13 protein-coding genes are annotated in these 14,607 nt (G+C 37.3%); 9 read left to right on the forward strand and 4 right to left on the reverse strand.

Translation table 11 applies throughout. The annotated features are described in order from the left end of the window. Positions 1-76: 76 nt before the first annotated feature. Positions 77-916 carry a formate/nitrite transporter family protein gene (locus tag HMPREF0072_RS05495; RefSeq protein ID WP_004828103.1) on the forward strand — a complete coding sequence of 280 codons (840 nt, stop codon included), beginning with the start codon at positions 77-79 and terminating at the stop codon, positions 914-916. A 1-nt stretch (position 917) separates the two neighbouring features. Next, complete coding sequence (locus HMPREF0072_RS05500; RefSeq protein ID WP_004828106.1) at positions 918-2,189, forward strand: amidohydrolase; 1,272 nt, start codon at positions 918-920, stop codon at positions 2,187-2,189. Between the two features lie 18 nt (positions 2,190-2,207). Here the strand turns inward: HMPREF0072_RS05500 and HMPREF0072_RS05505 are convergent, their stop codons facing one another. Further along, positions 2,208-3,392, reverse strand: coding sequence for an MFS transporter (locus HMPREF0072_RS05505; RefSeq protein WP_004828108.1), 1,185 nt, complete (start codon positions 3,390-3,392; stop codon positions 2,208-2,210). Between the two features lie 158 nt (positions 3,393-3,550). Here HMPREF0072_RS05505 and HMPREF0072_RS05510 point away from each other — a divergent pair, with 158 nt between their 5' ends. From HMPREF0072_RS05510 to HMPREF0072_RS05525, 4 genes are all read left to right on the forward strand, one after another. Then, positions 3,551-4,486, forward strand: coding sequence for an alpha/beta hydrolase (locus HMPREF0072_RS05510; protein WP_004828109.1), 936 nt, complete (start codon positions 3,551-3,553; stop codon positions 4,484-4,486). A gap of 96 nt (positions 4,487-4,582) precedes the next feature. Continuing rightward, a complete protein-coding gene (locus HMPREF0072_RS05515) occupies positions 4,583-5,854 on the forward strand; it encodes a M18 family aminopeptidase (protein ID WP_004828112.1) in 1,272 nt (423 codons plus the stop codon). After that, the gene (locus HMPREF0072_RS05520; RefSeq protein WP_004828114.1) at positions 5,855-6,151 is read left to right on the forward strand and encodes an MTH1187 family thiamine-binding protein; all 297 of its coding nucleotides are present in this window, start codon (positions 5,855-5,857) and stop codon (positions 6,149-6,151) included. Positions 6,152-6,367: 216 nt separating this feature from the next. Then, on the forward strand, positions 6,368-8,434 hold the full coding sequence (locus HMPREF0072_RS05525; RefSeq protein WP_039931168.1) for a glutamine synthetase III domain-containing protein: 2,067 nt from the start codon (positions 6,368-6,370) through the stop codon (positions 8,432-8,434). Between the two features lie 140 nt (positions 8,435-8,574). On the opposite strand, the gene HMPREF0072_RS05530 is transcribed toward HMPREF0072_RS05525, so the two are convergent. Next, complete coding sequence (locus tag HMPREF0072_RS05530; RefSeq protein WP_004828117.1) at positions 8,575-9,084, reverse strand: tryptophan transporter; 510 nt, start codon at positions 9,082-9,084, stop codon at positions 8,575-8,577. A gap of 328 nt (positions 9,085-9,412) precedes the next feature. Further along, complete coding sequence (locus tag HMPREF0072_RS05535) at positions 9,413-10,717, reverse strand: NCS2 family permease (protein ID WP_004828120.1); 1,305 nt, start codon at positions 10,715-10,717, stop codon at positions 9,413-9,415. Between the two features lie 135 nt (positions 10,718-10,852). Between HMPREF0072_RS05535 and HMPREF0072_RS05540 the strand changes: the two genes are divergently transcribed. The 3 genes from HMPREF0072_RS05540 to HMPREF0072_RS05550 are packed head-to-tail and all read left to right on the forward strand — an operon-like array spanning position 10,853 to position 14,318. Beyond that, the gene (locus tag HMPREF0072_RS05540) at positions 10,853-12,100 is read left to right on the forward strand and encodes a hemolysin family protein (RefSeq protein WP_004828121.1); all 1,248 of its coding nucleotides are present in this window, start codon (positions 10,853-10,855) and stop codon (positions 12,098-12,100) included. Positions 12,101-12,109: 9 nt separating this feature from the next. Next, complete coding sequence (locus HMPREF0072_RS05545; protein WP_004828124.1) at positions 12,110-13,756, forward strand: putative manganese-dependent inorganic diphosphatase; 1,647 nt, start codon at positions 12,110-12,112, stop codon at positions 13,754-13,756. 46 nt (positions 13,757-13,802) lie between these two features. After that, positions 13,803-14,318 carry an NUDIX hydrolase gene (locus HMPREF0072_RS05550; protein ID WP_004828127.1) on the forward strand — a complete coding sequence of 172 codons (516 nt, stop codon included), beginning with the start codon at positions 13,803-13,805 and terminating at the stop codon, positions 14,316-14,318. Positions 14,319-14,358: 40 nt separating this feature from the next. Here HMPREF0072_RS05550 and HMPREF0072_RS05555 read toward each other — a convergent pair whose 3' ends face one another. Beyond that, entirely contained in the window at positions 14,359-14,574 is a 216-nt protein-coding gene (locus HMPREF0072_RS05555) for a DUF1858 domain-containing protein (protein ID WP_004828128.1), read from the reverse strand. Between the last annotated feature and the right edge of the window lie 33 nt (positions 14,575-14,607).

Below are 14,607 nucleotides of genomic sequence, written 5' to 3' on the forward strand. Positions count from 1 at the left end.
AAGGGGAGCTATAGTTAAAAAATAAGGAATTTTAATAGGATTGACATATAATTATAAAAAAATATAAGGAGGAAGTATGCAAACTGATCTGAGCCCTGATAAAATTTTACCAAGGGCGATTGATGTATATACGAATAAGACGAAAATTAAGATGGGAAAACTAATGATCCTAGCGTTTTTTGCGGGAGTATTTGTTGCCTTAGCTTGCGAGGCTTCAACCCTTGCGGCCTCATCATTACTTGGAGATAGGAGCAAATTTCCTATAGGTAAACTCGTCCAAGGCCTAGTTTTCACACCTGGACTAATTTTTGTAATCTTGGCTGGAGGCGAGCTTTTCACAGGCAATACCCTGATGACAATTCCCCTTTTGGATAAGAAAATCAGCCTAGGGGTCATGCTTAGGTCTTGGATTTTGGTTTATTTTGGAAATTTTATAGGAGCTTTATTTGTAGCCTTTTTACTTTCAAGGTCGGGCCAATGGTTTTTTGCTGATGGTCTAGTTGGGGTGAGGACAATTTTAATTGCCAAGGGCAAAATTGATTTTTCCTTTGGCCAGGCTCTGGTTTTGGGACTCTTGGGTAATTTTTTGGTTTGCCTCGGAGTCTGGATGTCGCTAGGGGCAAAATCTTATGGATCAAAGGTTATTTCAGCCTTTTTCCCAATTTCCGTTTTTGTCCTATCAGGTTTTGAGCATAGTATTGCCAATATGTACTACCTACCTGCTGGGATTTTGGCGAAAAATTTTCCAGATTTTGCCAGTAAAACGGGACTTGGACTAGAAACGCTCAAAAGTCTAAATATTTCAAATATGGTTTTTAAAAATTTATTTCCAGTCACCCTTGGCAACATTATCGGTGGTACAATATTTATTGGTACTTTGTATTTCTTAGCCTACAGAAACGATAATAAGGATTGATATGGAAAAAGATTTGATAGAAACCAGGAGGTTTTACCACAAAATTGCAGAACCTGCCTGGATGGAATTTAAAACTACTATAAATATTATTAAGGATTTAAGGTCCCTAGGAATTGAAAATATTAGCTATGGCAGGAAAATCCATAGGGAAGATTTGATTTTTGGAAGACCATCCAATGAAAAAATTAAAGCCTATAAAGAAAGTTTTGACTTAGAAGCTGATTTTGATACAAAAGAGATTTTAGAAGGCTATACAGGAGTGATTGCAGAAATTGACACACAAAAGCCTGGAAAGACTTTTGGCTTTAGATTTGATATTGATGCCATGCCTATAAGGGAATCTCAAAGCGTGACCCACAAACCATTTAAGGAGGGGTTCATCTCTGAAAATCCCTTTGCCATGCACGCCTGTGGCCATGATGGCCACCTAAGTATTGGGATTTTTCTTGCCAAGTGGATTATGGAAAATAAAGAAAAGCTTACAGGCAAGTACATTTTGATTTTCCAACCTGGAGAGGAAGGTCTTCATGGTGGAAAATCTATTAGTGAATCAAAATATATCCAAGATATAGATTATTTTTTTGGAGCCCACATTGGTATGGGTCTGCCTTCTGGGAAAGTCGGAGTGGGAACTACTGGTTTTCTAGCATCTACCAAATTGGATGTCATATTTAGGGGCCATGCTTCTCACGCAAGTGCCCTTCCAGAAGAGGGAAAAAATGCAAATCTTGCAGCGGCGAGTGCCCTTTTAAACCTGGAGACTCTTGCCAAACATTCTAAGGGAATGGCAAGGATAAATGTTGGAGTAATCAGGGGAGGCACAGCCAGAAATGCCATCTCAGATGAGGCTATGCTCAAAATGGAAACCAGGGGTGCCAGCCATGAAGTAAATGATTTTTTGGTTAAAAGATCGGGCGAAGTAATTAAAGGCTCTGCCATCCAATATGACTTAGACTATGAAATAAAAATTGCAGGCCAAGCTCCTTCAATAGATCAGGCAAATTATAAATTTTATGATGAAATTGACTCTTTATTGAAAACAAAAGGCTTTGATACTATAAAAAGTCCGGATTTTAAGGCGAGCGAAGATGTATGCTATTTTATAAACAAGGTAAATGAAAAGGGCGGTTCTGCCATCCACTTTATTTTTGGCTCAGACCTAAAAGCAGGCCACCACAACACAGCATTTGATTTTGATGAAAAAACCCTAACTACTGGGCTAAATGTATTTAAAGAATGCATATTATACTTAAACAAAAACGGAAAATCCTAGGATTTTCCGTTTTTTCATTTATTTTATTTCGCTAGGTTCTTTCATGATGAAAGAGCCAATGATAAAGCTTACTGAAAGGACAATAGTTGCTGTGAGGGCAGTTTTGTCGCCAAAATTAAATTGGATATGGACGATTATCTGGTAGGCGATTGTTTCTAGGATATAAACAAGGGCCCAATAGACTGACATGATTTGTGTAAGCCTTTCTGAAAACATGCCTGGCATTTCTTGGGGAATTAGGACGAAGTTTGTAAGTGGGACGTACATAATTGTACCCAAGGCTAGGGCTAGGATGCTTGCTAAAAGTGGACTTGTGGTGTGGATTAGAAAAAATCCTATAATAGTGGTCAAAATTCCTGACACTCTTAAGGTAGGAACTCTTTTTGTTGACCTTTTTGCAACCATGATTGAAAGTAGGGTACCAATTAGGGCTCCTGTTGTAAAAAGTGTTGAAATTTTACTGGCTGGAATTGGCGAAAAGTTTGTATTTGGGAAAATATTTAGCATGACCATGTAGAGGGTCAAGTGGCCAAAATACATAGTTGGCATTAGAATTGCAATTTTTTCACCAAGGGCATCTTTGAGGTTAAAGGTCTTTGAACCAGTTTCCTTGCTGGATGTAATCCTAAAATCCTCTCCAATAAGGATCCAGGCAAGGAAAACCACAAAGGAAACTAGGGAAAAGGCCACAAGAGCATACCTGCCAAGGCCCAAAAATTTTATGACAGGGCCTACAAGAAGCAAGGCCAAAATCGAACCAACATTGTAAGATACGTTGTTTAGGGCGTTTACAACTGGTCTGTGGGCAGGATCAAAATAATTTACAACCACAGGGGAGAAGTAAACTACAAAAAGTGCACCACCAAAACCCATTATAAATCTTCCAATAAGAAAAATTGGAAATGATGGTGAAAGGGCCGCAAGAAGGGCACCCGCTGGTATCAAAAGGGCACCAAGTCCTATAGATTTTTTAGGGAAAAGTTTCGCGAAAATTGTCGCTGCCACTAGGTTTCCAATGATTTTTGCAATGGTAACCACATTATTAATTAGGGAAACTGAATGAGCTCCCTCCACACTAAAGGCCTTTAAGATATTAGGTGTTAGGGTGGAACCTGCAATCCAGTTTACTGCAAAAAAAGCATAGGCCAAAAACATGATTGCTTCGATAGCTATTGATTTAATTGGTAATTTTTTATTTGTCATAATTTCTTCCTTATCTTTTTCTATTCTTAATTTATACCCCTCTTTGATAAAATATAAGCAAATTTGCGGTAAGAATAATTTGTAATAATCATGTAAAATATCTTAATTTCTATATCTTTACCAAGAAATTTTGTTTATAATAAGAATAGGAGGATCTTATGAAAAAGAAAATTATAAAAATTATCGGCCTGATAATTGTACTTTTATGCCTTGGTTTTTTGGGCTTTATTGGCAAGGCTTCTTTCGACGGGCTTACAAATATTGCAAGTAGGGAAGAAACTCAAAAAAATATTAATTCCTACAGGGATAAATACGAAAGTTTTGCCAAGGGAAAATCAATAGAAGAAATAAAAATAAAATCTTCACAAAAAGACCATGACATACCTGCAATTTTCATCAAAAATCCGGATGCAAAAGGCCTTGCTGTTATGGTCCACGGTATGGGAGGGACTAAGTATTCTCTATACGGACCAGGCCAAGCTTTCTATGATTTAGGTTATAGTTTATTAATCTACGACCAAAGAAATTCTGGCGATAATGAAGCGACTTACAATACTTTTGGAATTTTAGAATCTTTTGATGCCCTTGATGCAATTTCTTATGGGAAAAATACTCTAGATGCTCAAGAAATTATTTTGTACGGCGAATCTTATGGTGGGGCGACAGCCCTAATTGCTGCAAGCAGGGATTCTTCTTTGATTGATTATCTAATTTTAGACTCTCCGGTATCTGATTCGAATGAATTTGCCGATAAGGTCTATAAGCAAGTAGAAGAAGAACAAGGCCTACCAATTGGACTGATGAAATTCATGACAAATATTTTTCTAAAGGCAAAATTAGGTTTTACCCTAAAAGACATAGATGCGAGCAAATGGGCAAAAGAAGCTGATATAAATACCCCTGTTTTAATTATAAATTCTGATAATGATAAGGTCACTCCAGTCCATATGGGCGAGGATATTTATAAGAGTATAAGGGGAGATAAGAAGGAAATTTACACAGCCAAGGGCTTTGGCCACACCAAGTTTGCTGAAGAAAATCCTCAGGGATTTAAGGATGTGATTAGTAATTTTCTTAAAAATTATAGAAATTAAAAATATATGAGGAGCATAAACCATAACAAATTTTATTTGTGATTGTTGTGGTTTTCTGCTCTTTTTTTCTTATTAAAAATTGGGTATGGTAATATTATGAATAGTATAGATTTTAGTAAAGATTTAATAAATTTTATTGATGCAAGTCCCCTAAATTATTTCGCAGTGAAAAATGCTGGCGAAATTTTAGAGGCAAATGGTTTTAAGAAACTTAGGGAAGATGAAGTTTGGGACCTAGAAAAGGGCAAGTATTACACTACTCGTGATGATTCTGCCCTTATAGCCTTTGAGATTGGAGAAGATTTAAAAAAAGGCTTTGAGATAATCGGTTCTCACACAGATAGTCCGACCTTCAAGGTAAAAAGCAATCCAGAAATGGCTGATGCTGGATTTTTGAAATTAAATATCGAAGCCTACGGTGGCATGATTCACTCAACTTGGCTTGATAGGACCCTTTCTTTAGCAGGCAAAGTTGCCTACGAAGAAGATGGCAAAGTCAAGTATGCCCTTGTTAATATAGATAGGGACCTACTTACAATACCCAACGCTGCCATCCATATGAATAGGGAAATCAACAAGGGTTACGCCTACAATCCTCAAGACAACCTCTATCCACTTGTGAAAACAATCAAGGATAGGCTAGAAGGCGAATCCTATTTGCTAAATATTTTGGCAGAGGAACTGGCAATTGATCCTGAAAATATCCTTGATTTTGACCTTGGCCTCTATGACAGGCAAAAGGGTGCCCTTATAAATGATATGGTTCAGGTCGGAAGACTTGATAATCTTGGTTCTGTCCACGCATCCCTTATGGCTCTTGTAGATAGCAAGCCTGGCAGAAACAAGATGATTCTCTTAAGCGATAACGAAGAGATTGGGTCTCGAACAAGAGGTGGAGCTGCTTCGAACTTTTTAGGAAATATCCTAGAACGCATCGCCCAAAAATTTGGCCTAGATAGGGAAGGCTATCAAATAATGATAGAAAATTCTATGATAATTTCAGCAGACCAGGCTCACGCCACCCATCCAAACTACCAGGCCTTTGCAGACCCAACTAACAAGGTCAGGATGAATGAGGGTTTGGTAATAAAAATCGCAGCCAATGGTGCCTACGCATCAACCATAGAAACCAAGGCAAGGCTTATGAAGATTGCCAAAAAATATGGCTATAAACTTCAAACCTTCCACAATAGAAATGACAAGCAAGGTGGGTCAACCATAGGACCTATCACATCTACATCCCTTGGTATCAAGGCGCTTGATGTGGGCATTCCTCTTCTTGCCATGCACTCAATCAGGGAGCTTGCAGGAGTCGATGATATATATGAAGCCTATGAAATTTATAAAAAGTTTTTTGAGGAGGACTAGATGGCAGTAGTAGAAGTTTGCATAATTCCAATTGGAACTAAGGAAACATCAGTAAGTAAATATGTAGCAGAAGCTGAAAAAATCCTTATGGCAGAAGGCCTAAAATATAAACTAAATCCAATGGGCACAGTCATAGAAGCTGATGCTGACAGTGCCCTTGCAGCAATTAGAAAAATGCAAGAATCTGTCTTTGATAAGGGTTGCGACAGGGTCTATACAGTTATAAAAATGGATGACAGACGTGATAAAAAAGCTACAATGGAACAAAAAATAAAGTCGGTCGAAGATAGACTTTAAGGGAAAAATCCCACTGATAATCAACAAGCGCATTCACTTTTATTAAGTGGAAGGCGATAGGGGTTATTGGAGGGATTTTTTTTCTTATTGTAAAATTAGTTTTCATTTTGAAAAAATTTAAACCTTGTAGGATTCACAGATTATCAAAATTTATTTTTTAAATTTAACGAGGTATAATGAAAAAGAAAATTTCGCACTAGGAAAACATAAGGAAGTATTATTTTGAAAGAATTTGGAAATCTAGCCTTTGATAAGAAAACAATGAAAGAAAATGTCCCTTATCCAGTTTATTTAAAATGGAAGGAAGCTGCTAGAAATAATGCAACTTTGGATAGGGAAACTGCTGATTCTATTGCCCATGCCATGAAAATCTGGGCAATTTCCAAGGGAGCTACATCCTACACTCATTGGTTCCAACCCCTTAATGGCAAAACAGCCACCAAAAAAACTGCCTTTTTAAATAGGGATGACAAGCATAATCCCATAAATAGGTTTTCAGGTAAGGAACTTATAATTGGCGAACCTGATGCTTCGTCCTTCCCATCTGGAGGTATGCGATCAACTTTTGAAGCTAGGGGCTATACATATTGGGACTTGACAGCAAATTCCTTTATTTTAGATAAGGTTTTGTATATTCCGTCAGTTTTTGTTTCCTTTTATGGCGAAAAACTCGACAAGAAACTTCCCCTTATAGAATCAATGAACATGGTAAGCAAGGTTTCTAGCAAGCTTTGCAACCTATTTTTAAAAGATGAGCATACATACAGGGTCAAGGCCAAAGTCGGTCTTGAACAAGAATTTTATTTGATTGATAAAAAATATTTTGACCAAAGAATCGACCTAGAATATTCAGGGATGACCCTGGTGGGTTCTGATCCTATGGTTGAAAAAGAGCTTATTTCCCATTATTTGGGAGCCATACCTGAAAGGGTGAATGACTTTTATGAAGATGTCAACAAGGCTCTTTACGATTTGGGAATTTACATGGAAGCTGAACACAATGAGGTAGGACCAAACCAATTTGAAATAGCAATTATGTTTGAAAATGCCAATATTTCTGTGGATAATAACCAGCTTTTGATGTATATCTTGGAAAAAACTGCCCTCAAACACGACTTGGTTTGCCTTTTAAAGGAAAAACCTTTCAAGAATATGGCAGGATCTGGCAAACATAACAACTATTCTCTGGCAACAAACTATGGAAAAAATTTATTTTCGCCAGGCAAGGACCCAAAAAATAATATGATTTTTCTCCTATTTTTATCAGCCATGGTTGAATTTTGTAACAAATACCAAAAGCTAATAAGGATAGCATCATCTACTGTAAGTAATGATTACAGGTTGGGAGGTAATGAAGCTCCACCGGCTATAATCTCTATGTTTATAGGTTGCGATTTGGAAGAAGTTCTAAAGGCGATTGCCAATGACGATTTTGAGGAAAAAATCATTGCAAACAAGGTGAAAATCCCTCACCTAGGAGAGATAAAAACTGACACTTCAGATAGAAATAGGACTTCACCTATAGCCTTTACTGGCAACAAATTTGAATTTAGGATGCTCGGATCTTCCCAATCTGCAGCTGACCTAAATACAGTGATAAATATTGGAATGGCAGAAGCTTTGGAGAAAATTTACGCCAGGTTAGAAGGTTGTAGTGAAGAAAATTTAAAAGAAGAAGCCTATAAAATTATCAAGGAAATCTACCTTGCCAACAAAAATATTCTTTTCCAAGGTGATGGCTATTCAGAAGATTGGAAAAAAGAAGCAGAGAAAAGAGGTCTTGAAAATTATCCGACCTACCTAGATGCCCTAAAGGCAGCAAAAGATGCAAGGGCCTACGCTATTTTTGAAAAAGTAGGCATCTTTAGTCAAAAGGAAATTGAATCTTTGATATATGTAGGCTTTGAAGATGTAATAAAATTTTTCTCAGCCCAACTAGAGATTTTAAATAACCTTATCCACCAAGAAATTCTCCCATCAGCCATGAGGGAAATCAAGGGGATAAAAGACTACCTATCTTTTATGGAAAATGAAAAACTTAGTCAAAGGGCGAGAAGGATAAATGAAGAAGTAGGAGAACTCCTAGCCTATTCAGAAAAAATTTCACATTTGATAGAAAGAAGTGAAGAGATTCCAGACATAGAAGCAAAGGCTGATTTTCTTCAAAAAGAAACAAGACAAGTGGCAGGAGAAGTAAGAAAGATCTCAGACTCCTTGGAAAAACTAATCTCAAGAGAAAACTATTCTATGCCAAACTATGTCGATATGCTAAAGACATTGTAGAGTTAAGGTTAAATTTAAAAAACGCAGAAAAATTAAGGAAAAACAAAGGCCCTCAAGCTCGAATCAAATAAGTCTTGGGGCCTTTTTAGATTTATAATTTTTTTCATATCACAAATATTTTAGAAGTTCTTATATTTTTTTTATCTCAATAGATTCATCCTTCTTGTCGCTTGGTAGAGGAAGATTCCAAGGATGGCGTTTATGGCCATGGCTACTAGGACTGCTGGGTAAGATGGGATAAAGAGGTTTAGTTGCTTGGTCATGGTTAGGGCTATTGATAAGAATAGGGTACCTGAAACCATAGTGCCTAGGGCAAAGATTAGGATTATTTTTGGTATAGTGAAATTTTTATCCATGGCTTTGATTATGTAAAATACAACTAGGCTTGTGATGATTTTTTCTATAAAGTTTGGGATTTGACCACCTGGAAAACCTGTTGTGAGGGCACTCATGATGCCTCCTGCCACACCTATTAATATGGCTTCTTTGGCATCTCCTACTATCATGAGGGAGATAAACATCATTGAGAGTAGGAAGTCTGGTTTGACTCCAAAAAATACTCCTGGCACCATCAAGTGGAGGACAAGTCCTAGGGCCATAAAAATTGCTGATACTGTTAAGTTTCTTGTTTGTACTTTGTTTGTTTGCATAAATTTTTCCTTTCTTTTCTATTGGCTCTAATAAAAAAAGCTCGCTCCTATAATAGGAGCGAGCTAGTGCCCACGGTGCCATCCTCATTTGTCTACCACAAATAGACCTCTTTAGATACTTTCATATCCTATCCCTGTAAGGTGAGAACCACCCGCCGGCTACTTTAATTTCACCTTTGATCTGATAGATCCATTCACAAATAATTGTACCCTGCAATTCTCATCAACCATTAACTTTCTGTTGGCTTAATTATTTGCTACTAATTCTATCTACGATTTATGTTAGCTTTATCTTATTACAACATTAACACTTTGTCAAGTAAATTTTTTAAATAAGGTATCTTACAAAGAAAATAATTGCTAAAACATAAATTACCCAGCTTACTTCCTTGCCCTTGCCTGTTAAAAGTTTGATGGCTGCAAAGCTCATCATACCAAAGGCGATTCCTTCTGCTATAGAATAAGATAGTGGCATCATGAGGATTGTCATGAAGGCTGGGAAGGCTTCTGTGATATCTTCAAAATTGATTTCCACAACAGTTGATAGCATGAAGAGTCCTACTGTTACTAGGGCTGCTGATGTGGCTGCTGGTGGAATTATTGAAAATACTGGGAAGAAGAATGCTGCTATTACGAAGCATCCTGCTGTTGCAAGGGCTGTTAGGCCTGTTCTACCACCTTCTGCAACACCTGATGAACTTTCTACGAAGGTTGTGATTGTAGATGTACCAAGTAGGGCGCCAACAGTTGTGCCGACAGCATCGCTCATTAGGGCCTTGCTTGCTTCAGGTAGGTTGCCATTTTCATCTAGCATTTTTGCTTTTGTAGCTACTCCTGTAAGAGTGCCTAGGGTATCAAAAATATCTACAAATAAGAATGAGAATAATACCGAAAACATCTCCAAAGAGAAAATATTAGAAAAGTCTAATTTAAAGGCTACTGGAGCGATTGATGGTGGAAGGCTAACGATGTTTGTGTCTGGTAAATGTGTAACACCTAGGATTAGGGAAAGAACGGTAGATACCAAGATTCCCCAAAGTAGGGCACCCTTTACCTTTTTAGCTGTTAATACGATCATTATTACTAGGGCAAAGAAAAATATAAAGGCCTCAAGACTCTTTAGGTTTCCAAGAGCGAGGGCTGGCTCTGCCTTAACAACGATTTTGGCATTTAATAGACCAATCTCTGCTATAAATAAGCCTATACCGACTGAAACTGCTTTCTTTAGGGTGGTTGGAATTGAATTAAAAATCGCTTCTCTGACTCCCACTAAAGATAGTAACATGAAAATAATTCCTTCTAAAAATACTGCGGTGAGGGCGAATTGCCAAGAATGACCCATTTGACCGACTACTGTATAGGTGAAGAAAGCATTAAGCCCCATACCAGCAGAAAGACCGAAAGGTAGGTTGGCGTAGAAGGCCATTAGGACCATGGCTACAACACTTGCGATGACGGTTGCTGAAAATACTGCACCGTAATCCATACCAGCTTCGCTTAGGATGCCTGGATTTACTGCAAGGATATAACTCATTGTCATAAAGGTAGTTACACCTGCCATTATTTCTGTCTTAACATTAGTACCATGTTTGTTTAGCTTGAAAGTTTTTTCTAAAAATGAAACTTCTGCCATATTTGCCTCCTTTTATTTATGATACAGATTCATTATATGTTTTAATTTGGATTTATCATTAAAATGCTTTATTTTTGATAGAAAAATCGCTATAATAAGTATAAGACTAAGAAGAGTTATTAGAAAGAAGGAAAAATGAGTCATACGAATTGGATTGAACTTATAGTTATCATATTTGGTGTAGTTGGCAGTGCGTTTTTTTCCTCATCGGAAACTGCCCTTACATCTTTAAATGTGTTTAAAATTAGACAAATGGAAGAAAACGGGGTAGAAAATTCCTCCCTTGTTAGAAAACTAACTGACAATATTGGCAAGGTCTTAACTACTATTTTGATCGGAAATAACATAGTAAATATCGCAACGACTACTGTTGCTACTATATTTTTTACAGATCTTTTTGGGGCTAAGGGTGCCATAATTTCGACTATTGTCCTTACCTTAACTATTTTGATTTTTGGAGAGGTGACACCTAAAAATATCGCTTCATCTGCATCAGAAAAGGTGGCGCTTAGGGTGGCTAAGCCTATTAAGTTTTTTGATTTTATCTTAAAACCTATGTCGTTTTTTCTCCAAGCCATCACAAATTTTTTGACCAGGCTTATTATTGGGGAAAATGCTCAGAAAGGGGACATAGTTACAGAAGAAGACCTAAAAACAATTGTGGATGTTTCTGAAGAACAAGGGGTTATAAATGACCAAGAGTCAGAGATTATCAATAATGTTTTTGAGTTTGGGGATTCTGATGTTGAAGATATAATGACTGCAAGGACTAACATGGAAGCTATTGCAGTTGACATGGAAGATAAGGAATTAAAAGATTTCCTAAAAAATTGCAAACATTCAAGGATTCCAGTTTATGGCAAGTCTATTGATAATATCATAGGCATTTTACATATGAAGGATATAGTAGCTTTTATCGCAGAAGATAAGGAACTAAACATAGAGGAGATGGTTAGGCCAGCCTTTTATGTTTACGACAATATGCACATCTTTGACCTTTTTAAGCAGATGAGGGGCGAAAATGTATCCCTTGCCATAGTTATTGATGAATATGGTGGTACATCTGGAATTGTAACCATAGAAGATATTGTAGAAGAACTTGTTGGAGAGATTGAAGATGAGTATGACACCCATCTTGAAACTGTCCTTAAGATAAATGATAAGGAATATTTGGTAAATCCATCTATCCACATAAATGATTTTAATGATTATTTTGATACCGATCTAGAGCAAATCAAAAATGATTCTATCGGAGGATTTTTGATTGACAAGCTAGGCAGGATTCCAAAACTAGGCGATAGTGTGGAGGAAGATGGTATCAAAATAAGTGTAGTCCAGATTAATAGGTACAAACTCGAAATGCTCAAGGTAGAATTTTCTTAAGGGGGAAAAATGAGAGAAACAGTTTACATTACAGGCCACAAAAAGCCCGACACAGATTCAGTTATGTCAGCTATTGCCTATGCTGACCTTAAAAACAGGTTGGGAGAATACGATGCGATTCCAATTAGGTTGGGGAAACTTTCCCAAGAAAGTCGTTTTGTCCTTGATTATTTTGGGGTAAAACCTCCAGAAATCAAGGAATCTATGAAGCTTACTGTTGGAGATTTGGCTATTGATAAGGGAACCATGATCGACCCTTCTATCCCAATTAGAAAGGCTTGGGACACCTTCCAAAAGGGTGCTACAAATTCTCTTACAGTTGTTGATAATAAGGGAGAGATTGTTGGTATAGCTTCACTTTCAAATATTACTAAGTCCTATATGGATGTTTGGGATGATGAGATTTTAGGTCGTTCAAATACTTCTATTGACAATATAGTTGACGTGCTTGCTGCAAAAATTATTTGCCTAGATGATGACAAGGCCACCTTCCCTGGCAAGATGACAGTCTTTGCTATGGGTGGTGATGAAAAAAACTTAGACAATGTTTTTGCTGAAGGTGATATTGTAATAGCAGGCAACAGGACTGAATATTACGACTACCTGCTAAGGCAAAAAATTTCACTTTTGATTCTTACTAATGGGGCAAGCCTCGGTGAAGATATGGTGGACCTTGCCAAGGAAAATAAGGTTACAGTTATTTCAACAGAATTTAACTCCTTTATGACTTCAAGGCTTTTGCCACTTACAATCCCAGTTAGCCAGGTAATGACAACTGAAAATTTGATTTACTTTAAGACTGATGATCCTCTTGACCTTGTAAAGGATATGATGGCTAAGTCTAGGTTTAGGTCTTATCCAGTTGTTGATGCTAAAAAAAGAGTTGTAGGCTCTATTTCTAGGTACCACTTAATTTCATCAACCAAGAAAAAACTAATCCTTGTTGACCACAATGAGAGAAACCAATCCATTGATGATATAGACGAGGCAGAGATTGTTGAGATTATCGACCACCACAGGGTGGCAAATATTCTTACAACTGCTCCAGTATTTTTCAGGGCAGAACCTGTTGGATCAACTGCCACAATCATTAGCGAAATGTATCTAGAATCAGGTATTAGACCATCAAGGGAAATTGCAGGTATCCTTTGTGCGGCAATTATTTCTGATACCCTTTTATTTAGGTCACCAACTACAACTGACATTGATAGGAGAATTCTGGACAGGATGAGCAAGATTGCAGGAATTAATCCGGAAGAATTTGCCGATAAGATGTTTAGGGCAGGAACTTCCCTAAAGGGTAAGTCTGCTAAGGATTTAATCGAGGGCGATATTAAGACCTTTACAATCGGCGATGCCAATGTGAGAGTAGGTCAAGTTTTCACTATGAATCCTGAAGAGCTAGTGCCAATTATGGATGACCTTAAAAAGTTAATGGCAGATAAGATTAAGGAAAGAGGCGAAGATACCTTTGTCCTTGTCCTTACAGATATTTTCAACCAAAGAAGTGAACTTCTAGTTGTAGGCGAGTATTACGATGAAATCAAGGAGGAATTTGGCGATTTAACTCCAAATGGAACTATCAATGCAGATGGGGTTCTTTCTCGTAAAAAGCAAGTAATACCAAAGCTTACAGCTGCAATTGTAAAAGCGTAATAATAGAGTCTGCCATTTTTGGCAGGCTTTTTTCCTAGGAGATTTTATGGAAATTTTAGATATATACGATAAGGACAGGAGGAGAACTGGCAAGACCTACCCCAGAAATGAAGAAATTCCCCATGGTGGCTTAAGGCTTATAATCCATATCCTAATTTTTAGTGATAAGGGAGAGCTTCTAATCCAACAAAGGGCTGACCATAAGAAGATGGGTGGGCTTTGGGATATTTCATGTGGAGGAGCTTGCCAGATGGGCGAAGATTCTTGTGAGGGAGCAAGGCGAGAACTAAATGAAGAACTTGGAATAGACTTTGATTTTTCGTCTATTAGACCGATTCTAACAGCGAATTTCGCCCAGGGTTTTGATGATTTTTATATTCTTAGGAAAAATATAGGAATTAATGAACTTAAATTACAAAAAGAAGAGGTCAAGGCGGCTCGCTTTGCGAGTCGTGCAGAGGTGTTGGATTTACTTGCTAAAGGCGAATTTGTAAAATATAAAAAATCTTTTTTGGATTTGCTTTTTGACCTTAATGACGATGAGAGGTTTATGGTAGTATAAAAAAATCCCGAACTTATTTTTCAAGTTCAGGATGAATTTCTTAGTCGTTTAGTTGTTCGAGCAAATAATCTGGGTCCATGCCGTGAACCATGCAAGCTTCTTCAAGAGATTCATAAAGAGCTGTTGGACATGCTATGCAGCCCATACCACTCATCATGAGGATGTTGATAGCTTCTGGTTTAGCTTGGATTATATCGCCTATGATCATATCACGTGTGATAGTAACTTTGTTTTTGTCTTGTGTATTTTCGGTCATATTAACCCCCTTTTTGTCTTACTAACATTTTAC

This window comes from Anaerococcus lactolyticus ATCC 51172 (assembly GCF_000156575.1).
Classification (GTDB): domain Bacteria; phylum Bacillota; class Clostridia; order Tissierellales; family Peptoniphilaceae; genus Anaerococcus; species Anaerococcus lactolyticus.

Coding starts and splice junctions, on each gene's coding strand:
- HMPREF0072_RS05495 (WP_004828103.1), top strand. CDS start 77: ATGCAAACTGATCTGAGCCCTGATAAAATTTTACCAAGGGCGATTGAT.
- HMPREF0072_RS05500 (WP_004828106.1), top strand. CDS start 918: ATGGAAAAAGATTTGATAGAAACCAGGAGGTTTTACCACAAAATTGCA.
- HMPREF0072_RS05505 (WP_004828108.1), bottom strand. CDS start 3,392: ATGACAAATAAAAAATTACCAATTAAATCAATAGCTATCGAAGCAATC.
- HMPREF0072_RS05510 (WP_004828109.1), top strand. CDS start 3,551: ATGAAAAAGAAAATTATAAAAATTATCGGCCTGATAATTGTACTTTTA.
- HMPREF0072_RS05515 (WP_004828112.1), top strand. CDS start 4,583: ATGAATAGTATAGATTTTAGTAAAGATTTAATAAATTTTATTGATGCA.
- HMPREF0072_RS05520 (WP_004828114.1), top strand. CDS start 5,855: ATGGCAGTAGTAGAAGTTTGCATAATTCCAATTGGAACTAAGGAAACA.
- HMPREF0072_RS05530 (WP_004828117.1), bottom strand. CDS start 9,084: ATGCAAACAAACAAAGTACAAACAAGAAACTTAACAGTATCAGCAATT.
- HMPREF0072_RS05535 (WP_004828120.1), bottom strand. CDS start 10,717: ATGGCAGAAGTTTCATTTTTAGAAAAAACTTTCAAGCTAAACAAACAT.
- HMPREF0072_RS05540 (WP_004828121.1), top strand. CDS start 10,853: ATGAGTCATACGAATTGGATTGAACTTATAGTTATCATATTTGGTGTA.
- HMPREF0072_RS05545 (WP_004828124.1), top strand. CDS start 12,110: ATGAGAGAAACAGTTTACATTACAGGCCACAAAAAGCCCGACACAGAT.
- HMPREF0072_RS05550 (WP_004828127.1), top strand. CDS start 13,803: ATGGAAATTTTAGATATATACGATAAGGACAGGAGGAGAACTGGCAAG.
- HMPREF0072_RS05555 (WP_004828128.1), bottom strand. CDS start 14,574: ATGACCGAAAATACACAAGACAAAAACAAAGTTACTATCACACGTGAT.